The organism is Nocardioides sp. REDSEA-S30_B4, assembly GCF_001627265.1.
In the GTDB taxonomy this organism is placed as follows: Bacteria; Actinomycetota; Actinomycetes; order Propionibacteriales; family Nocardioidaceae; genus Nocardioides.
This window is the reverse complement of sequence record NZ_LUPI01000010.1, coordinates 71,190-91,376: the sequence shown is the minus strand read 5'-3', so window position 1 is coordinate 91,376 and position 20,187 is coordinate 71,190. Positions and strand designations below refer to the sequence as shown.

Here is a 20,187-nt window from a genome sequence, read left to right as displayed (position 1 = left end):
GTCTCCCGCGATGGGGTGGGTGTCCCCGCCGCGATCGGCGGGGACACCCGGAACCGTCAGTGGTTCAGGGAGCGCTGGGCGCTCACTGCATCACGAAGACGTTCTTGTAGTTCGGCGCGCCCAAGGCCTCGTCACCCGAGGGGTTGCCGATCTTCGAGCCGAAGGTGAACAGGTTGTTGTAGTAGTTCACCGGGATGGCCGGGAAGAACTCGGTCATGATCTTCTCGTCGATGTCGCCCCAGGCGTCGGCCTGCTCCTCGATCGGGAGGCTCGGGACGTCAGCGATCATCTCGTCGATCTCGTCCTCCTGGAAACCACCGGTGTTGTAGGTGGCGCCACCACGGAACAGCGACGGGATGAAGGTCGAGCCCGAGGGCCAGTCCGAGCACCAGTTCACGCCGCGGACGGTCAGGCTCTTGTTGAGCTTGTCGTCGGGGTTGGTCCAGGTGGAGTACGGCGACTCCTGGACCGGCGTGTACTTGACCGTGAAGCCGGCCTCCTCGAGGCCCTTCTGGGCGACCTTCGCGCCGGCGACGGCCAGCGGGTCGGGCTCGTAGTAGATGGCGGAGTACAGCGGCTCGACCTCGGACTCCGCGAGGAGCTCCTTGGCCTTCTCCGGGTCGTAGCTGAACGCCTCACCGTCGACGAAGTAGTCCGGCTTGCCGGCCATGCCCGGGGGCATGATCGAGTTCGCCTGGACGCGGGTCACGCCGGGCACCTGGCCGGTGGCGGCCCAGACGTCCTCGTAGGGGTAGCCGTAGGCGATCGCCTTGCGGAAGGCCATGTCGGTCTTCTCGTAGTCCGGGTACAGGAAGCCGGTGCACTGCGCCGACTGCTGGACCAGGCGGTCACCCAGGGTGTCGAGCGCCTTCTGGTAGCTCGACGCCGACAGGTCGTTGGAGATCGCGGTCTGCGACTCGGTGTTGTCCGACAGCATGATCTGGTCGGTCTGGTCCGGGTCGGCGTTGAACTTGAAGATGAACTTGTCGGCGTACTGGTGGCGCGCCGGGTCCGACTCGGGGTCCCACTGGTCGTTCTTGACCAGGACGAGCTCGTCCTGGGCCTTGAAGGACTCGACCTTGTAGGGGCCGTTGGACATGATGTTCTGACCGTAGGCCGGCGGGTTGGAGGCCTTGCCCAGCGGGGCGGGGCCGATCGCCATGAAGGCGCCCCAGTAGTCCATGTCGGGGAACGACTTGGACATGTTGATGGTGACGGTGTTGGCGTCGTTGTCGAACTCCACACCCTCCCACTCGGTCCAGTCGGTGTCCTTGTCGGTGTAGGGACCCTCGAACTCGTCCGCACCGGCGAAGAACTGGGTGGAGTACTCGGTGCCCGGGCCGCCGGGGAAGGCGGTGGAGTCCATCGAGCGGGCGATGCCGAAGGCGACCTCCTCGGCCGTGATCGGCGAGCCGTCCTCCCAGCTGGCGTTGTCACGCAGCTGGAAGGTCCACTGGGTGTAGTCGTCGTTGGGCTGACCCAGGTCGACCGCGAGGTCGGGGACCAGGGTGGCGTTGCCGTCGGAGTCGACGCGGTACTGGGTCAGCGAGCGGCTGGTGAGCGCCTGCTGGATCGAGTTGCCGGTCACGGACCACCCGTTGGTGGGGTCCAGGTCGTCCGGGCCGTAGTCACCGGGAAGGAACACCGTGATGGTGCCACCCGACTCGGCGCCCTCGACCTCGGGCGCGGGGCCCTCGGCGTTGGGGTCCTTGTCCTTGCCTGCGTCGGTCTCCCCGAAGGAGCCCTCGGTGCCCTCGCCGGGCCCGTCTCCGGATCCACAGGCGGCCAGGGCCAGGAGCGAGGCAACGGCGAGCGCTGCCAGCGGCTTGGTCCGTCTCATGTCTGGCATTTCCTTTCTGGTGCGCACCCGGGAAGGCTTTCCCGGGCGACGTGGGGGGGGTGTCCCGCTCAGCGGCGGGTCTTGGGGTCGAGCGCGTCGCGCAGCGCGTCTCCGAGGAGGTTGAGCGCCAGCACGAGCAGCACGATCCCGATCAGGGGCTGGTAGAGGTAGAGCGGGTAGGTCTCGAAGAACGAGATGCCCTGGTTGAGGGTCTGGCCCCACGAGGGACGAGTCGTCACTCCGATGCCGAGGAACGCCAGGCCGGCCTCGGCGGAGACGAACGCGGGGAGCATCAGCGAGGAGGCGACCACGATCGGCGCGACCAGGTTGGGCAGCAGCTCCTTGATGAGCAGGCGACCGGTGGGCATGCCCATCACCCGGGCGGCCTGGACGAACTCGCGCTCGCGCAGCGAGAGGACCTCACCACGGATCAGGCGGGCCACCGACATCCAGCCGAAGCCGGCGAGCACTCCGATCAGCGCCACGACCTGCACGGTGGCGTAGTTGGGCGAGTCGCGGAACCGCTCGTTGATGATCGGGGCGATCGTCAGCGCGGCCAGGATGAAGGGCAGCGTGAGGAAGAAGTCGGTGACGAAGGTGAGGAACCGGTCCACGGCCCCGCCGAGGAAGCCACCGAGCAGACCCAGCGTCACGCCGAGCAGCATCGCGAGCACGGTCGCGATCGCGGCGATCTGCAGGGAGTTCTGCGCACCCTCGAGCCAGAAGGCGAGGTTGTCGGTGGCCGTGCGCGGCGCGATGCCGAAGGGGTGCTCCATGGTCAGCGGGCCGTACGGCGGGCCGTACTCGGCCTTGGGCGTCAGGTCGAGGTTGAGGAACTGCGACGGCAGCACCGTCTCGGTCGAGACCCCGAAGAGCTTTTGCAGCGGCCCGGCGAACACCGCGATGAGGACGAAGAAGAGGACCACGGCCATGCAGACCAGGGCGATCTTGTCGCGCAGCAGTCGGCCCATCGCGATGCGCATGGGCGACTTGCCGGTGATGGTGCGTCCCTTGGTCCCCGGGTCCTCGCCCTTCGGCTCGTCGCTCAGGTGCCCCAGGGTCTCGGGGCCGGCGGTCTCTGCCGACATGCTCTCCCCATCAGTCCAGCCAGCCGAGGGTCTCCCGGCCGCACGCCTGCGGCGCGCCGGACGCGACTCTATGTGACCCCTGTCCCGAGGACGATCACCTCGCGGTAACGATCCGGACACGGCAACGGCGGCGCCGCAACCGGGTTTCACCGGTCGGGACGCCGCCGCAGGAAGGCGCGTGCCTCAGGACTCCCTCGGGACGTCCTCCGCCGGCTTCGCGTCCACACCGGCCTCCTTGCGCTGCTCGGCGGTGATGGGTGCCGGAGCCGCCGTCAGGGGGTCGTAGCCACCGCCGGACTTGGGGAAGGCGATGACCTCGCGGATCGAGTCGGTGCCGGCCAGCAGCGCGACGATGCGGTCCCAGCCGAACGCGATGCCGCCGTGCGGGGGGGCACCGAACTTGAAGGCGTCGAGCAGGAAGCCGAACTTCTCCTGCGCCTCCTCCTCGCCGAGCCCCATGACGGAGAAGACCCGCTTCTGGACGTCCTCGCGGTGGATACGGATCGACCCGCCGCCGATCTCGTTGCCGTTGCAGACGATGTCGTAGGCCCAGGCGAGCGCGTCGCCGGGGCTGTCGTCGAAGGAGTCGACGTCCTTGGGGCTGGTGAAGGCGTGGTGCACGGCGGTCCAGGCGCCGGCGCCGACGGCGACGTCGCCGCTGGCGACCGCGTCCGAGGCCGGCTCGAACAGCGGCGCGTCGACGACCCAGAGGAAGGACCACGCGTCCTCGTCGATCAGGCCGCAGCGCCGCCCGATCTCCAGGCGGGCTGCACCGAGCAGTCCACGGCTGGACTTCACCGGCCCGGCGGCGAAGAAGATGCAGTCACCGGGCTGGGCGCCCACGTGGGCGGCCAGGCCTGCCTTCTCCTCGTCGGTGATGTTCTTGGCGACCGGTCCCCCGAGCTCGCCGTCCTCGCCCACGAGGACGTAGGCCAGGCCCTTGGCGCCGCGCTGCTTGGCCCACTCCTGCCAGGCGTCGAGCTGCTTGCGCGGCTGGCTGGCGCCGCCGGGCATGACCACGGCACCGACGTACGGCGCCTGGAACACACGGAACGGGGTGTCCTTGAAGTAGTCGGTGCACTCGACGAGCTCTTGGCCCATGCGCAGGTCGGGCTTGTCGGAGCCGTAGCGCGCCATCGCCTCGGCGTAGGTCATCCGGGGCAGCGGGGTCGGGACCTCGTGGCCGATCAGGGCCCACAGCGCCGCGAGGATCTCCTCGGCCAGGGCGATCACGTCGTCCTGCTCGACGAAGGACATCTCGATGTCGAGCTGGGTGAACTCCGGCTGGCGGTCGGCACGGAAGTCCTCGTCGCGGTAGCAGCGCGCGATCTGGAAGTAGCGCTCCATGCCGCCGACCATCAGCAGCTGCTTGAACAGCTGGGGGCTCTGGGGCAGGGCGTACCAGCTGCCGGGCTTCAGACGCGCGGGCACCAGGAAGTCGCGGGCACCCTCGGGGGTGCTGCGGGTCAGGGTCGGGGTCTCGACCTCGACGAAGTCGTGCCGGTCCAGCACGTCGCGTGCGGCCTTGTTGACCTTGCTGCGCAGCCGCAGCGCGGCGTTGGGCCCGGGGCGGCGCAGGTCGAGGTAGCGGTGCTTGAGGCGCGCCTCCTCACCGACCTCGACGTGCTCGGAGATGGGGAAGGGCAGCGGTGCGGCGGCGCTGAGCACCTCCACCTCGCTGGCGACGACCTCGACGGCACCGGTCGCGAGGTTGGGGTTCTCGTTGCCGTCCTTGCGGGCCACGACCTCCCCGACGACCTTCAGGCAGTACTCCGAGCGCAGCTGGTGGGCGACCTCCTCGTCGCGCACGACGACCTGGACGATGCCGGAGGCCTCGCGCAGGTCGAGGAAGGCCACCCCACCGTGATCGCGACGGTTGGCCACCCACCCGGCGAGGGTCACGGTCTGGCCGACGTGCTCGGGGCGGAGGGCCCCGGCGTCATGGGTGCGGATCACTGCTGCTTCCTTTCGGTGGTCGAGGCGCGAGTGGAGCGAGCCTCGAGACCTGGTTGTTCGTCGCTGTCGTTCACGGGTGACTGGGTCGGTCTGGGGTGGAGACGCGCGGTCGCAGGTCCTCGGCTGGAGGGGACCACGTGGCCGGGTCGACCTCGTGCTGCTCCCCCGTCCGGATGTCCTTGACCTGGTGGCTTCCCTCGGCATCCGCGTCGGCCGCGGGAGGGAACCAGACGTACGGCACGCCCCGTCGCTCGGCGTAGCGGATCTGCTTGCCGAACTTCTGCGCGGAGGCGGCGACCTCGCAGGGCACGCCGCGCGAGCGCAACGCGTGGGCGACGGCGTCGGAGGCGGCGCGTGAGTCCTCGTCGTTGACGGCCACGACCACGGCGCTGGGGACCACACGGTCGGCCGCGAGGCCGGTGCGGGCCAGGAGCGGCACGAGCACGCGGCTGACGCCGAGCGAGATCCCCACCCCGGGGTAGGTCGAGCGCCCGTCGGTGGCGAGCGCGTCGTAGCGCCCACCGGAGCAGATCGAGCCCAGCGACTCGTAGCCGTCCAGGCGCGTCTCGAACACCGTGCCGGTGTAGTAGTCCAGGCCCCGGGCGATCGAGAGGTCCGCCTCGACCCGCACGCGGTCGGTCACCAGGTCGGCGCAGGCCCGCACCAGGGCCGCGAGCTCCTCGAGCCCCTCGTCCAGCAGGTCGTGGGAGACGCCGAGGTCGCGCACCTGCGCGACGAAGGAGTCGTCGGTGGCCCGGATGGTGGCCAGCGCGAGCACGCGGTCGGCCGTGGCGGCGTCGACGCCGGCCTCGGCCACCAGGAGCTCGTGCACCTTCTCCACCGGGAGCTTGTCGAGCTTGTCGACCAGGCGCATCACCTCGTCGGTGGCGTCACCCTCGGCCACGCCGAGCCCGGCGTAGAAGCCCTGGATCAGCTTGCGGTTGTTGACCTGGAGCCGGAAGCCCGGTAGCCCGAGGCGGGCCGGGTCGGTCAGCCGGCTCAGGGCGTCGACCATGACACGCGTGACCTCGACGTCGTGGTGGAACGGCAGGACGTCGCGCCCGACCACGTCGATGTCGGCCTGGGTGAACTCGCGGTAGCGGCCGTCCTGGGGACGCTCGCCGCGCCAGACCTTCTGCACCTGGTAGCGGCGGAACGGGAACTCCAGCTTGCCGGCGTTCTCCAGGACGTAGCGCGCGAAGGGCACGGTCAGGTCGAAGTGCAACCCGATGCCGGAGTGGCCCTCCGCGGAGTCCTCGTGCAGCCGTCGCAGGAGGTAGACCTCCTTGGAGGTGTCGCCCTTGCGCAGGAGCTGGTCGACCGGCTCGACCGCGCGGGTCTCTATGCCGGCGAACCCGTGCAGCTCGAAGGTCTCGCGCAGGGTGTCGATCACCCGCTGCTCGACGATGCGCTGCTGCGGCAGCAGCTCGGGGAACCCGCTGAGCGGGGTCGGCCTGGCCATGTCAGAGCCCCCGCGTCACGGGGTCGGTGCCGGCGCCACCCGGGCCCGGCTCGTCGGCGAGGTCGAGCAGGTAGGGGTTGGTCGCACGCTCGCGGCCGATCGAGGTCTGCTCGCCGTGACCGGGCAGCACCACGACGTCGTCGGCCAGCGGCAGCACCTTGGTGGCCAACGAGCGGAGCATCGTCGGGTGGTCTCCCCCAGGCAGGTCCGTGCGACCGATCGATCCCGCGAAGAGGAGGTCGCCGGAGAACATCACCTCGGAGACGTCGGCGCTGTCGGCGTACGGCGTGCGGAAGGTGACCGATCCACGGGAGTGGCCCGGGGTGTGGTCGACGAGGAACTCCACGCCCGCCAGCTCGAGGGTGGCACCGTCACCGAGCTCCTTGACGTCGTCGGGCTCGGTCCACGCAGCGTCCTGGCTGCCGAGCAGCTGGGGCAGCATCCGTCGCATGTCGGTGGAGATGCCGGCCAACGGGTCGGCCAGCAGGTGACGGTCCTCGGGGTGAATCCAGGCGGTGGCGTCGTAGGCGCCCGCGACGGGCGTGACGCACCACATGTGGTCGAGGTGTCCGTGGGTCACCAAGACCGAGACCGGCTTGAGCCGGTGCTCGCGGACGACCTCGGCGACGCCGGAGGCGGCGTCCTTCCCGGGGTCGACGACCACGCACTCCTGCCCGGGGCCGGTGGCCACGACGTAGCAGTTGGTGCCCCAGGGACCTGCGGGGAAGCCGGCGATCAACACCCGGCAACCCTAGCGATCCGGACGGGCAGGGCCGAACCGAGATACTCCGCATGACTAGCATGGGTGCCTGCTGCGGCCCAGGGCCGCGCTGTGCCGCTGACCACATTGCCCCCGCGAGGGCACCGAACACCAGGGACGAGCCGTGACGAGCCACGAGTGGGGCCGGGTCGACAGCGACGGGACCGTGTACGTGAGGACCGCCGACGGCGAACGTTCCGTGGGGCAGTACCCCGAGGGCACGCCCGAGGAGGCACTCGCCTTCTACACCGAGCGGTACGCCGCACTGGCCTTCGAGGTCGAGCTGCTCGAGAAGCGCATCAACTCCGGGGTCATGAGCCCCGAGGAGGCCGCGGAGTCGGTGAAGAAGGTCGCCGCCCAGGTCGACGGCGCCAACGCCGTCGGGGACCTGGTGTCGCTGACCGGGCGCCTCGACGCGCTCGGCCCCGTCATCGCCACGCAGCGTGAGGCACGCAAGGCCGAGAAGGCCGCGAAGCAGGCCGAGGCCAAGGCTGCCAAGGAGAAGGTCGTCGCCGAGGCGGAGAAGATCGCCGAGGGCACCGACTGGCGCGGCGGCGCGAACCGCCTGCGCGACCTCCTGGACCAGTGGAAGAAGATCCCGCGCATCGACCGCGCCGGTGACGACGCCCTCTGGCGCCGCTTCTCCACCGCCCGCACCACCTACACCCGTCGCCGCAAGGCGCACTTCGCCGAGGTCAACGAGCAGCGCGAGGGGGCCCGCGCCGTCAAGGAGCGCCTGGTCAAGGAGGCCGAGGCGCTCGCCGACTCCACCGAGTGGGGGCCCACCGCCGGCCGCTACCGCGACCTGATGAAGCAGTGGAAGGCCGCCGGCCCGGCGCCCAAGGACGTCGACGACGCACTCTGGAAGCGGTTCCGCGGCGCCCAGGACGCCTTCTTCGGCGCCCGGGACGCCGAGAACGCCAAGCTCGACGAGGAGTTCGCCGCCAACGCCGAGGTCAAGGAGGCGCTGCTCGTCGAGGCCGAGGCGCTGCTGCCCGCCCTGGAGGGCGACGGCTCGGACCTCGAGGCCGCCAAGCGCACCTTCCGCGACATCGCGGACCGGTGGGACGCCGCCGGCAAGGTACCGCGCTCGCGGATGAAGGAGCTCGAGGGCCGCATCCGCAAGGTCGAGAACGTCATCCGCGACCTCGAGCAGGAGCAGTGGCGCCGCTCGGACCCGGAGAAGTCCGCCCGCGCCGACGACATGGTCAGCCAGCTGCAGGCCGCGATCGACAAGGTCTCCGCGGACCTGGAGAAGGCCAAGGCGTCGGGGAACGAGAACAAGGTCAAGGAGCTCGAGGAGAACCTCGCCTCGCGCCAGGCCTTCCTCGACATGGCCAAGCGCGCCTCGGCGGACTTCTCGTAGCTCGCCCCGCTGGTCGAGGTGCGAGGAGCGGCCTACCCCGTGACGCGGTAGGCGTCGAAGACGCCGGGCACGTTGCGCACGGCCTTGATGACGTTGTCGAGGTGCTTGGCCTCGGCCATCTCGAAGGTGAACCTGCTCTTGGCCACCCGGTCGCGGGAGGTCTGCAGGTTCGCCGACAGGATGTTCACGTGCGCGTCCGAGAGCGCCATCGTGATGTCGGAGAGCAACCGCGCGCGGTCCAGCGCCTCGACCTGGATGTTGACCAGGAAGGTCGAGGACTCCGTGGGCGCCCACTCCACCTCGAGCAGCTTCTCGGGGCGTGCCTCGAGGTCGCCGGCGTTGGTGCAGTCACGGCGGTGCACCGAGACTCCCCCGCCCTTGGTCACGAAGCCGAGGATCGGGTCGGGCGGCACCGGGGTGCAGCACTTGGCGAGCTTGACCCACAGGTCCGAGGCGCCCTTGACCACGACGCCGGCGTCGCCGTGCGAGGCGCTGCGCCGCGACCGGCGACCGGTGATGGTGACCGCCTCGGCGAGGTCCTCCTCGGCCCCGCCGGTGCCGCCGTGCAGGTCGATGACCTGCTTGACGACCGCCTGGGCGGAGAGGTTGTTCTCGCCGACCGCGGCGTAGAGCGAGGAGACGTCGCCGAGCTTGAAGTGCTCGGCCACGAGGTTCAGCGAGTCGTGGGTGAGCAGGCGCTTGAGGGGCAGGCCCTCCTTGCGCATGAGCTTGGCGATCTGCTCCTTGCCCTGCTCGATCGACTCCTCGCGCCGCTCCTTGGTGAACCACTGCCGGATCTTGGAGCGGGCACGGTTGGACTTCACGAAGCCCAACCAGTCCTGCGAGGGCGCGGCCGTCGGCGACTTGGAGGTGAAGACCTCCACCACGTCGCCGTTGTCGAGGGTGGACTCCAGTGGCACCAGTCGACCGTTGACGCGGGCGCCGATGGTGCGGTGACCGACCTCGGTGTGGACGGCGTAGGCGAAGTCGACCGGCGTCGATCCCGAGGGCAGTGCGATCACGTCGCCGCGCGGTGTGAAGACGTAGGTCTCCGCGCGGTTGATCTCGAAGCGCAGCGACTCCAGGAACTCCCCCGGGTCCTCGACCTCGTTCTGCCAGTCCAGCAGCTGCCGGACCCAGCTCATGTCACCCGAGCCGGCGTCGGCGCGCTTCTCGGTGTCGACGCCGTTGCGGCCGTCCTCCTTGTACTTCCAGTGCGCGGCGACGCCGTACTCGGCGCGGCGGTGCATCGCGAAGGTCCGGATCTGCATCTCCACGGCCTTGCCCTGCGGCCCGATCACGGTGGTGTGCAGCGACTGGTACATGTTGAACTTCGGCATCGCGACGTAGTCCTTGAAACGCCCCAGCACCGGGTTCCAGCGCGAGTGCAGGACGCCGAGCACCGCGTAGCAGTCACGGTCGTCGTCGACGAGGACCCGGATGCCGACCAGGTCGTAGATGTCGGAGAACTCGCGACCGCCCAGGATCATCTTCTGGTAGATCGAGTAGTAGTGCTTGGGTCGCCCCGTGACCTTGGCCTTGATGCGGGCCTCGCGCAGGTCGTTCTCGACCTGGCTGATGACCTCGGCCATGAACTGGTCGCGCGAAGGGGCGCGCTCGGCGACCATCCGCACGATCTCGTCGTAGATCTTGGGGTGCAGGGTGGCGAACGCAAGGTCCTCCAGCTCCCACTTGATGGTGTTCATGCCGAGCCGGTGGGCCAGCGGCGCGTAGATGTCGAGGGTCTCCCGCGCGGTGCGCTCCTGGCTCTTCTGCGGGACGAACCGCAGCGTGCGCATGTTGTGGAGCCGGTCGGCCAGCTTGATGACCAGGACCCGGATGTCGCGCGACATCGCCACGATCATCTTGCGGATGGTCTCGGCCTGCGCCGAGTCGCCGTAGACGACCTTGTCGAGCTTCGTCACCCCGTCGACGAGCTGGGCGACCTCCTCGCCGAAGTCGGCGGTGAGCTGCTCGAGGGTGTAGGGCGTGTCCTCGACCGTGTCGTGCAGCAGGGCCGCCACCAGCACCGGCTCGGTCATGCCGATCCCCGCCAGGATCGTCGTCACGGCGAGCGGGTGGGTGATGTAGGGGTCGCCGCTCTTGCGCAGCTGCGTGGCGTGCAGCTCCTCGGCGGTGGCGTAGGCGCGCTCGAGGAGCGCCAGGTCCGCCTTGGGGTGATTGGCGCGCACGGCCCTGAAGAGCGGCTCCAGCACCGGGTTGTGGGTCTGGGTCTTGGTGCCCATCCGAGCGAGTCGGGCGCGCATCGACCGCGCGGACGGCGAGGTGGACTCGCCGCTGCGCTCGGCGGAGACGGCCCGGTCGGGCCGGCGCGGCGGGACCCGCGGTCCGGACGGTGCGGTGCGCTCCTCGCTCATCTGGTCAGTCTAGTGTCGCGTCTCGGAAGTTGTTGAACGGTTGGCGTCCTCAGGGTGCGTGCATCGCCAGGCGCCGGCGCGCCGCCATAGCCGTTCCTCTCGCAAGCGTCGGCAACGCAGCGAGGTGCGTGCCATGGGGGGCGCGAAGCGCCCAAGAACTTCTGGGACGCGGCACTAGTGTCGGGCGGTGGCCGTCACTCGACGGTCAGCAGACTCGTGACCTCGACGTCCCCCAACGCGGCGCGCCAGGGCAGGAAGGCGAGGTCCATGAGCACGGCGACCCCCACGACCACCGCTCCGCAGGCCTGCACGAGCTCGGCCGTCGCGCGGGCTGTGCCGCCGGTCGCCAGCACGTCGTCGACCAGGAGCACCCGGTCGCCGGGCCGGACCGCGTCACGGTGCACCTCCAGGGTGGCCGAGCCGTACTCCAGGTCGTAGGAGACCGCGTGGGTCTCGCGCGGCAGCTTGCCTGCCTTGCGGACGGGCACGAAACCGGCCCCCAGGGCGAGCGCCACCGGCGGGGCGAGGATGAAGCCGCGTGCCTCCATCCCGACGACGGCGTCGACGCGGGACGAGCCGGACTCGTCGAGGCCGGCCGTGGTCAGGCCGGCTACGACCGCCGCCAGACCCGCGGGGTCGGACAGGACGGGGGTGATGTCCTTGAACACCACCCCCGGCTCCGGGTGGTCGGGGATGTCGAGGACGAGCCGGGCGAGGGCCTCGCGCGCCGCCTCGAGCGACCCCGTGCTCATCGTGACGACGGCGGTTCGACGCCCGGGTCGTTGTGGATGGGCATGTCGTCGGCGAAGTTCGGCACCGAGGCGTAGGGGTCGGCCGCGGCACGCTGGCGGGCCTTGGCCCGCTTCTCGGCCAGCTTGACCTCGTCCTCGGTGTTCTTCAGGTCCACCAGCAGCGGGGTGGCGATGCAGACCGAGGAGTAGGTGCCGGCCGCCATGCCGACGAACAGCGCCAGCGCCAGGTCCTGCAGCGAGGACCCGCCGAGCTGGACGGCTCCGACGTAGAGGATCGCGCCGACCGGCAGCAGCGCCACCAGCGAGGTGTTCACCGAGCGCACCAGGGTCTGGTTGACCGCGAGGTTGGCGGCCTGCCGGTAGCTCTTGCGCGACTCGCGCATCGCCTCGGTGTTCTCACGGACCTTGTCGAAGACGACGACGGTGTCGTAGAGCGAGAACGCGAGGATCGTCAGGATCCCGGTGACGGTGGCCGGGGTGACCTCGAAGCCGGTGAAGGCATAGATGCCGACAGTGATGATGACGTCGTGGGCCAGGGCGACCAGGGCGGCTACCGACATCTTCCACTCGCGGAAGTAGGCCCAGATGAACAGGACGACCAGGACGATGAAGACGGCGAGACCGACCAGCGCGCGCTCGGCGATCTGACGTCCCCACGAGGCCCCGATGTCCTCCTGGGAGAGGTCGTCGGCGCTGACGCCCGCCGTCGCGACGATCGCCTCGGTGACGATCGCGGCTTCCTCCAGGCTCAGCGGCTCGACCTGGATCTGGACCGCGTCGTCACCGGCGGTGCTCACGATCGGGTTGCTGGCCCCCTCGACGCCGGAGTCGAGGACCGCCTGGCGCAGGGCGTCGGCGTCGTCCTGGGTGGCCGCGGCCACCGGGACGCGGTACTGCGTGCCACCGGTGAACTCGATGCCGAGGTTGAGGCCCTTGTAGGACAGCCCGAACACGGCGATGGCGATGAGCACGACCGAGACGGCGTACAGGACCAGGCGACGGGCGACGAAGTCGATCCCGCGCCGACCGCTGTGCAGGTCGTTGCCGAGCTGTGCGAACCGGCCCATCAGGCGTTCCCTCCGGTGGCGGTGCGCGCGACACCGAGCGTCTCGGGGCTCAGGCCCGACAGGCGGTGCCCCTTGTTGAAGAAGCGGTACTTGGCCAGCCACGAGACCATCGGGTGGGTGAACCAGAAGAACACCACGAGGTCGATGATCGTGGTCAGGCCGAGCGCGAACGCGAAGCCCTTCACCACGCCGGCGGCGAAGATGTAGAGCACCACCGCCGCGAGCAGCGAGACCGCGTCGGCGGCCAGGCAGGTGTTGCGGGCGCGCTTCCAGCCGGCCTCGACCGCGACCTTCATCGACTTGCCGATGCGCATCTCGTCACGGATGCGCTCGAAGTAGACGATGAAGGAGTCCGCGGTGATGCCGACGGCCACGATGATCCCGGCGATGCCAGGCAGCGTGAGGGTGAAGTTCGCGGTCTCGCTGAGCAGCAGCACCATGGCGTAGGTGATGCCCGCCGCCACGAACAGCGAGGCGACCACCACCGTGCCCAGGCCGCGGTAGTAGAGCAGGCAGTAGAGCATGACGATGGCCAGGCCGATGCCGCCGGCGGTCAGACCGGCGCTGAGCTGGTCGCCGGCGAGCGAGGGACCGATGGTCTCGACCAGCGGCTGGTCCTCGAAGGCGATCGGCAGCGAGCCGTAGCGCAGGCTGGTGGCGAGGCTGTTGGCGGTGGTCTCGTTGAAGTCACCGCTGATCTGGGCGTTGCCGTCGAGGATGCGTCCCTCCATCGTGGGGGCCGAGAGCACCTGGCCGTCCAGCACGATCGCGAACTGCTTCTCGGTGCCGACCAGCGCGTTGGAGATGTCGGCGAAGACCTCGGTGCCCTCACCGTCGAAGGACAGCGTCACCACGTAGTTGACCTGCTGCTGCGGGATCGCGGCACCGGCGTCGTCGAGCTGCGTGCCCTCGATCATCGCCGGGGACAGCAGGTAGGCGATGCCGTCCTCGTCGCAGGTGATCAGCGGCGCGGCCGGGTCGTCACCCATGACCGGCGCGGCGCCCTGCTGGCAGCCGCCGCTGGCCTGGAACTGGCTGAACGCGTCCACGCAGGCGGTCGTGGGGTTGTCGATCCAGGACAACGGCTCGGCGGTCGTCTCGTCGTCGGCCGCGGCGGCGACGCAGGCGTCGGACGGCGACTGCTGGCCGTTGCCGTTGCGGTTGCGGTTGCCGTTGCTGTTCTCGTCGCCCTGGCCACCGGAGCCGTCTGAGCCGTCGGCGCCGTCTCCCTGGGTGTCGGAGAGCCGCGCCCAGGCACCGAGCGCAGCCCGGTTGTTGCGGCCCTGGCTCTCATCCCCGTCCTGGCCCCCGTCCTGACCCTCGTCCTGCGGGAGCGTCGTCGAGGGGTCGATCTGGATGCCCTCGGGCAGGCCGGTGGTGGTCGCGCAGCGGCCGTCGACGGTGGAGCACGCGACCAGGCGGAACCGCAGCTGCGCGGTGCGCTGCACGGTCTCGATCAGGTTGCGGGCGTTCTCGCCGGGGATCTCCACGACGATCTCGTTGCCACCCTGGGTGGTCACCTCGGCCTCGGCGACACCGGAGCCGTTGACGCGGTCGTCGATGATCTGACGGGCCTGGTCGAGCGCCTCCTCACCGGGGTCTCCCTCGGCGCGCAGCGTGATGCTGGTGCCGCCCTGGAGGTCCAGGCCGAGGGTGGGCTTCCAGGTGCCGGCCAGTGCGACCAGGCCGTAGGCGATCGCCATGACCAGGAAGAACACCACGAGGGTGCGGCCCGGTCGGGCGGTCTTGCGTGCCATCTGCGTCAGTTCTCCTCCGGGGCGGGCGTCTGCCCCTCCCCTGGCTCGTCGACCCGTCGACCGACCGCCCCGCGCGCGACCTTGATGGTCACACCCGGCGCGATCTCGACACGGATCGTCTCCTCGTCGATCTCGGTGAGCGTCCCGTAGACGCCCGAGGTCAGCATCACGTCGTCACCGACGCTCAACGCCTGCTGCATGGCCTGGAGTTCCCGCGCCCGCCGCTGCTGGGGGCGGATGGCCAGGAACCAGAACAGCACTGCGATGGCAAGGAACGGCAGGATTGCCGCGAGGTCCTGCACGACGACGTACCTCTCCGACGAGGGCGATGGTGGGCATGCGGACGCCCGGGGACGACCGCCGACGCAGTGTAGCCGTGACCTAGTCCACGTCGAACAGCCCGGGGTCGCTGCCGAGCCCCGTGTCGCCGACAGCACCCTCGGGAGCCCGCAGGCCCAGGTGGGCCCAGGCCGCCGGCGTCGCGATGCGGCCACGCGGGGTCCGGGCCAGGAAGCCCAGGCGCACCAGGAACGGCTCGGCCACCTCCTCCACGGTCTCGCGCTCCTCGCCGACGGCCACCGCGAGGGTGGAGATGCCGACCGGCCCGCCCCCGAACCGGCGGCACAGCGCGTCGAGGACGCCCCGGTCGAGGCGGTCCAGGCCCAGCGGGTCGACCTCGTAGAGGTCCAGGGCCCGCTCGGCGACCTCGTGGGTCACCACGCCGTCCGCGCGGACCTGGGCGTAGTCGCGCACCCGGCGCAGCAGCCGGTTGGCGATGCGCGGCGTGCCGCGCGAGCGGGACGCGATCTCGGCGGCGCCCTCGGGCGTCAGCGTGACCTCCAGCAGCCGGGCGGAGCGGTGCACGATCAGGTCGAGGTCGGCCGCGTCGTAGAACTCCAGCTGCGCGGTGAACCCGAACCGGTCGCGCAGGGGGCCGGGCAGCAGGCCGGCGCGGGTGGTGGCGCCCACCAGCGTGAAGGGCGGGATCTCCAGCGGGATCGCGGTGGCGCCCGGCCCCTTGCCGATGACGACGTCGACGCGGAAGTCCTCCATCGCCATGTAGAGCATCTCCTCCGCCGGCCGCGACATCCGGTGGATCTCGTCGATGAAGAGGACGTCGCCCTCGTTCATGCCCGAGAGGATCGCCGCGAGGTCGCCGGCGTGGGTGATGGCCGGACCACTGGTCAGCCGCAGCGGTGCACCCATCTCGTGGGCGATGATCATCGCCAAGGTGGTCTTGCCCAGACCCGGCGGTCCCGAGAGCAGCACGTGGTCCGGAGCGCGCTCGCGCAGGCGCGCGGCCTCCAGCACCAGGCCGAGCTGGTCGCGCACCCGGTGCTGGCCCACGACCTCCTCGAGGGTGCGGGGCCGCAGCGCAGCCTCGACCGCGCGCTCGTCGCCGAGTGCCTCCGGGGCCAGCAGGTGGTCGTCGTGCACGGGGCTCACGCCTTGGACAGGGCTCGGAGGGCCGCGCGCAGCAGCGCCGCGACGTCGGGGGTCTCCCCCGGGCCCGGCGCGACCTCGTCGACGGCGCGGTCGGCGTCCTTGGCCGACCAGCCCAGGCCCTGCAGGCCCTGGCGGACCTGGTCGCGCCAGGGCTCCTCGACCCGGGGCGCGGCCACGGCGCGGGACCCGACGGGGGCTCCCAGCCGGTCCTTGAGCTCGAGGATGATCCGCTGGGCTCCCTTCTGGCCGATGCCGGGCACGCGGGTCAGGGTCTTGACGTCCTCGCCGGAGACGGCCGCACGCAGGTCGTCGGGGCTGAGCACCGCCAGCATCGCCTGCGCGAGCTTGGGGCCGACGCCGCTCGCGGTCTGCAGCAGCTCGAAGCAGGTCTTCTCGTCCTCGTCGAGGAACCCGAACAGTGTCAGGGAGTCCTCGCGCACCACCATCGAGGTGGGCAGGGTCGCGGTCTGACCGGTGCCGACCTTCGGCGACAGCGTGGCCAGGGTGCCGGGGGTGCACATCAGCTCCAGCCCGACACCGCCCACCTCCAGCACGGCGCTGGAGAGGGTGACGGCGGCGACGGGGCCGCGGACGAACGCGATCACGGGCAGAGACCTCCTCGGCTGCGGGCCAGGGCCTGCTCCAGGCGGGCCTGGGCGCCGCCGCGCCAGATGTGGGTGATGGCCAGCGCCAGCGCGTCGGCGGCGTCGGCCGGCTTGGGTGCGGCGTCGAGGCGCAGGATGCGGGTCACCATCGCCCCCACCTGCTGCTTGGTGGCGCGTCCGCTGCCGGACACCGCCGCCTTGACCTCGCTGGGGGTGTGCAGGGCGATGGGCAGCCCCCGGCGGGCGGCGCACACCATGGCGATGCCGCTGGCCTGGGCGGTGCCCATGACGGTGCTGACGTCGGAGCGGGCGAAGACCCGCTCGACGGCCACGGCGTCGGGGCGGTGCTCCTCGATCCAGGCATCGACGCCCTTCTCGATGCTCACCAGCCGCTCGGCGACCGGCAGCGTGGAGCTGGTGCGGATGACGTTGACGTCGACCAGGGTCAGCGGACGACCGACCGAGCCCTCGACCACGCCCATCCCGCAGCGGGTGAGCCCGGGGTCGATGCCGAGCACGCGCACCGGCGTACCTCCCTCGTCAGGTCGTCGTGCGATCGAACGTGTGTTCGCTTCGACTCACGCTAACGGTCGGTGGGTACGTCACCGGGTCTCGACACGCCGGTTCACCGCCTTCGCAGGCTCAGGCGGTGACGGCTCGCTCGACCACCGATGATCTCCGCCCCGGCTACGCCGGGTCAGAGATCCGCCGCCTCCATGACCTCGTCGGGGATGTCGGCGTTGACGAAGACGTTCTGCACGTCGTCGAGGTCGTCGACCGCGTCGACGAGCTTGAAGACCTTCGCGGCGACATCCGGCTCAGCCACCGGGATGTCGAGGGTCGCGACGAACTGGACCTCGGCGGAGTCGTAGTCGATCCCGGCGTCCTGCAGCGAGGTGCGCACCGCGACCACGTCGGTGGCCTCGGACTGGACCTCGAGGCTGTCACCGTGGTCCTTGACCTCCTCGGCGCCGGCGTCGAGGGTCGCCTCGAGGACGTCGTCCTCGCTGACCTCGCGCGACTCCTGCGACTTGGGGACGACCACGACGCCCTTGCGCTCGAACAGGCGCGAGACCGAGCCGGGGTCGGCCATGGTGCCGCCGTTGCGCGTGACCGCGGTGCGGACCTCCATCGCGGCGCGGTTGCGGTTGTCGGTGAGGCACTCGACGAGCAGGGCCACGCCCTGGGGGCCGTAGACCTCGTACATGATCGTCTCGTAGTCGACGCCGCCGCCCTCGAGGCCGCCGCCGCGCTTGACCGCGGAGTCGATGTTCTTGTTGGGGACCGACTGCTTCTTGGCCTTCTGGATGGCGTCGTAGAGCGTCGGGTTGCCGGATGGGTCCGGGCCACCCATCTTCGCGGCGATCTCGATGTTCTTGATCAGCTTCGCGAACAGCTTGCCGCGCTTGGCGTCGATCGCGGCCTTCTTGTGCTTCGTGGTCGCCCACTTGGAGTGCCCGGACATGCTCTTCTCTCTGCCTCAGCTTCCTCGGACCAGGTCCACGAACAAGCCGTGCACCCGGGAGTCCTCGCCCACCTCGGGGTGGAACGAGGTGGCCATCAGGGGGCCCTGACGGACCGCGACGATCCTACCGGCGGCCGCACCCGGCGCACCCTCGTGGTCGACCCGGGCCAGCACCTCGACCCCGTCGCCCACCGACTCCACCCACGGCGCACGGATGAAGACGCCGTGCACCGGCGAGTCCAGGCCCTCCAGCTCGACCGGACCCTCGAAGGAGTCGACCTGCCGGCCGAAGGCGTTTCGGCGGACCGTCATGTCGATGCCGCCCAGCGTCTCCTGGCCGACCGCCCCGTCGAGGACACGGTCGGCGAGCATGATCATCCCCGCGCAGGTCCCGAGCACCGGCAGCCCGGCCTCGATGCGCTTGCGCAGCGGGTCGAGCACGCCGAAGGTGCGCGCCAGCTTGGCCATCGTCGTGGACTCACCACCGGGGACCACGAGCGCATCGACGGAGTCGACCTCCTCGGGTCGGCGCACCCGCGTGGTGGTCACGCCGAGCCGCTCGAGGGCGGCCAGGTGCTCGCGCACGTCGCCTTGCAGGGCCAGCACGCCGACGGTCGGTGAGGTCACGTTTCCACCCTAGGCTGGGGCCCGTGACCCGTGGACCGGCGGCCCTGCTCGCTCCCCCGCTCCTGGCGTTGGCGCCCGTGCTCGCCCTGGCGGCGTGCGCCGACGAGGAGTCACGTCCCGCGGACCCGCGTCCACTGGCCTCGGTCTCCCCGACCGTGGCGGGCGGCACGCCGACCGCGGACACGGCATCAGCCCCGGACGAGCCGACGGCGGCGTACCTCGCGTGGCTGGGTGCCCTGGAGGCCCGGGACGCGGCCACCGCATGCCGGATCCAGCACCCCGAGCGCACCATCGCACTGCGGTACGAAGCGATCCTCGCCGATCGCGCCGAGCTCGGCGACCCGTGCGTGGGCTTCGAGGCGCTGCTGTGGGAGGACCCGCTGCGGGAGTACTCCCCCGTCGACGTCGAGACCACCCGGCTGACCGGGGAGAAGGCGACGCTCGCGGTCACCTTCCCCGCCAGCGCCGTCACGGTGGAGCTGGAGCTGCAGCGTGCCGCCTGGCGGGTGCTGTCCGAGGAGCGTCGTACACCGTCGAGCCCCGACTCCGCGCAGTGGGTCGGGGCCTGGTGCGACCTCGAGCTCGGCGCGAGCCGCGTCGACGTCGTGGCGGCCATGGGTGAGCCGTCGGGTGAGTACACCGTCTCCGACGGCGGCGAGCCGCAGGTCTACTGGGCTGCGGACCAGTACGACTTCCGGGCCTACCTCGACCCGGTCGACGGCACCGTCACCGACCTGGTCGGCGACTACGACGCGTTGTCGGCCGCCGACCGGGAGCGGTTGGACTGTCCCGAGCTGCGCTAGGTCGTCGCACAGCCCGGGAGCGGGGTTGCCCGACTTGAAGATGCCCGAGCCCACGAAGACGCCGTCGGCGCCGAGCTGCATCATCATCGCCGCGTCGGCCGGGGTGGCGATGCCGCCGGCGGTGAACAGCACGACGGGGAGGGCACCGGTGGTGGCGACCTCCTTGACGAGGTCGTAGGGGGCCTGCAGCTCCTTGGCCGCGACGTAGAGCTCGTCCTCGCTCAGCGAGGAGAGCCGGCGGATCTCGCCCTTGATGGTGCGCATGTGGGTGACGGCATTGGAGACGTCACCGGTGCCGGCCTCGCCCTTGGAGCGGATCATCGCCGCACCCTCGGTGATGCGGCGCAGGGCCTCGCCGAGGTTGGTGGCACCGCAGACGAAGGGGACGGTGAAGGTCCACTTGTCGATGTGGTTGGTGTAGTCGGCCGGGGTCAGCACCTCGGACTCGTCGATGTAGTCGACCCCGAGGCTCTGCAGGACCTGGGCCTCCATGAAGTGACCGATGCGCGCCTTGGCCATGACCGGGATCGAGACGGCCTCGATGATCCCGTCGATCATGTCCGGGTCGCTCATCCGGGACACGCCGCCCTGGGCGCGGATGTCGGCCGGGACGCGCTCGAGGGCCATCACGGCGACTGCGCCGGCGTCCTCGGCGATCTTCGCCTGCTCGGGGGTGACCACGTCCATGATCACGCCGCCCTTGAGCATCTCGGCCATGCCGCGCTTGACGCGGGTGGTGCCGATGCCCGGCGTGGACTGAACGGTGTTCTCAGACGTGTCGGCCATGATTCCGATTCTACGGATGCCACCTGTCG

16 protein-coding genes and 1 pseudogene are annotated in these 20,187 nt (G+C 70.6%); 1 reads left to right on the top strand and 16 read right to left on the bottom strand.

All coding sequences use genetic code 11. The features are described from left to right. Positions 1–82 precede the first annotated feature (82 nt). The 5 genes from A6R01_RS03760 to A6R01_RS03740 all read right to left on the bottom strand — a co-directional run bounded on the left by A6R01_RS03760 (position 83) and on the right by A6R01_RS03740 (position 7,088). The gene (locus A6R01_RS03760) at positions 83–1,840 is read right to left on the bottom strand and encodes an ABC transporter substrate-binding protein (RefSeq protein WP_292603716.1); all 1,758 of its coding nucleotides are present in this window, start codon (positions 1,838–1,840) and stop codon (positions 83–85) included. Positions 1,841–1,908: 68 nt separating this feature from the next. Then, the gene (locus A6R01_RS03755) at positions 1,909–2,928 is read right to left on the bottom strand and encodes an ABC transporter permease (protein WP_292603714.1); all 1,020 of its coding nucleotides are present in this window, start codon (positions 2,926–2,928) and stop codon (positions 1,909–1,911) included. A 183-nt stretch (positions 2,929–3,111) separates the two neighbouring features. Then, positions 3,112–4,884 carry an aspartate--tRNA ligase gene (aspS, locus tag A6R01_RS03750; RefSeq protein WP_292603712.1) on the bottom strand — a complete coding sequence of 591 codons (1,773 nt, stop codon included), beginning with the start codon at positions 4,882–4,884 and terminating at the stop codon, positions 3,112–3,114. 70 nt (positions 4,885–4,954) lie between these two features. Then, positions 4,955–6,346, bottom strand: coding sequence for a histidine--tRNA ligase (gene hisS, locus A6R01_RS03745; RefSeq protein ID WP_292603710.1), 1,392 nt, complete (start codon positions 6,344–6,346; stop codon positions 4,955–4,957). Position 6,347: 1 nt separating this feature from the next. Continuing rightward, complete coding sequence (locus A6R01_RS03740; protein ID WP_292603708.1) at positions 6,348–7,088, bottom strand: MBL fold metallo-hydrolase; 741 nt, start codon at positions 7,086–7,088, stop codon at positions 6,348–6,350. A 142-nt stretch (positions 7,089–7,230) separates the two neighbouring features. On the opposite strand from A6R01_RS03740, the gene A6R01_RS03735 reads away from it, so the two are divergent. After that, positions 7,231–8,472: a DUF349 domain-containing protein gene (locus tag A6R01_RS03735; RefSeq protein WP_292603706.1), complete on the top strand. Its 1,242-nt coding sequence runs from the start codon at positions 7,231–7,233 to the stop codon at positions 8,470–8,472. Between the two features lie 32 nt (positions 8,473–8,504). Here the strand turns inward: A6R01_RS03735 and A6R01_RS03730 are convergent, their stop codons facing one another. From A6R01_RS03730 to pdxS, 11 genes and pseudogenes are all read right to left on the bottom strand, one after another. Next, on the bottom strand, positions 8,505–10,739 hold the full coding sequence (locus A6R01_RS03730; RefSeq protein ID WP_292603766.1) for a bifunctional (p)ppGpp synthetase/guanosine-3',5'-bis(diphosphate) 3'-pyrophosphohydrolase: 2,235 nt from the start codon (positions 10,737–10,739) through the stop codon (positions 8,505–8,507). Positions 10,740–11,044: 305 nt separating this feature from the next. Further along, positions 11,045–11,602, bottom strand: coding sequence for an adenine phosphoribosyltransferase (locus A6R01_RS03725; RefSeq protein WP_292603704.1), 558 nt, complete (start codon positions 11,600–11,602; stop codon positions 11,045–11,047). Beyond that, positions 11,599–12,669 carry a protein translocase subunit SecF gene (gene secF / locus A6R01_RS03720; RefSeq protein WP_292603701.1) on the bottom strand — a complete coding sequence of 357 codons (1,071 nt, stop codon included), beginning with the start codon at positions 12,667–12,669 and terminating at the stop codon, positions 11,599–11,601. The genes A6R01_RS03725 and secF overlap by 4 nt, the downstream gene beginning before the upstream one ends. Next, positions 12,669–14,426 (bottom strand): protein translocase subunit SecD, encoded by a 1,758-nt coding sequence (gene secD, locus A6R01_RS03715; protein ID WP_292603699.1) that lies wholly within the window; start codon positions 14,424–14,426, stop codon positions 12,669–12,671. The genes secF and secD overlap by 1 nt, the downstream gene beginning before the upstream one ends. A gap of 5 nt (positions 14,427–14,431) precedes the next feature. Continuing rightward, positions 14,432–14,728: a preprotein translocase subunit YajC gene (gene yajC, locus A6R01_RS03710; RefSeq protein WP_292603697.1), complete on the bottom strand. Its 297-nt coding sequence runs from the start codon at positions 14,726–14,728 to the stop codon at positions 14,432–14,434. A gap of 79 nt (positions 14,729–14,807) precedes the next feature. Then, complete coding sequence (ruvB, locus tag A6R01_RS03705; protein ID WP_292603695.1) at positions 14,808–15,872, bottom strand: Holliday junction branch migration DNA helicase RuvB; 1,065 nt, start codon at positions 15,870–15,872, stop codon at positions 14,808–14,810. Beyond that, positions 15,869–16,477, bottom strand: coding sequence for a Holliday junction branch migration protein RuvA (gene ruvA / locus A6R01_RS03700; RefSeq protein WP_292603693.1), 609 nt, complete (start codon positions 16,475–16,477; stop codon positions 15,869–15,871). The genes ruvB and ruvA overlap by 4 nt, the downstream gene beginning before the upstream one ends. Beyond that, on the bottom strand, positions 16,474–17,001 hold the full coding sequence (gene ruvC, locus A6R01_RS03695; protein WP_292603691.1) for a crossover junction endodeoxyribonuclease RuvC: 528 nt from the start codon (positions 16,999–17,001) through the stop codon (positions 16,474–16,476). The genes ruvA and ruvC overlap by 4 nt, the downstream gene beginning before the upstream one ends. 173 nt (positions 17,002–17,174) lie before the next feature. Beyond that, positions 17,175–17,942 carry a YebC/PmpR family DNA-binding transcriptional regulator gene (locus A6R01_RS03690; RefSeq protein ID WP_292603689.1) on the bottom strand — a complete coding sequence of 256 codons (768 nt, stop codon included), beginning with the start codon at positions 17,940–17,942 and terminating at the stop codon, positions 17,175–17,177. 15 nt (positions 17,943–17,957) lie between these two features. Next, positions 17,958–18,569: a pyridoxal 5'-phosphate synthase glutaminase subunit PdxT gene (gene pdxT / locus A6R01_RS03685; RefSeq protein ID WP_292603687.1), complete on the bottom strand. Its 612-nt coding sequence runs from the start codon at positions 18,567–18,569 to the stop codon at positions 17,958–17,960. Positions 18,570–19,390: 821 nt separating this feature from the next. Next, positions 19,391–20,158: pseudogene (pdxS, locus tag A6R01_RS03680) on the bottom strand (pyridoxal 5'-phosphate synthase lyase subunit PdxS); the annotation flags it as partial. Positions 20,159–20,187 lie beyond the last annotated feature (29 nt).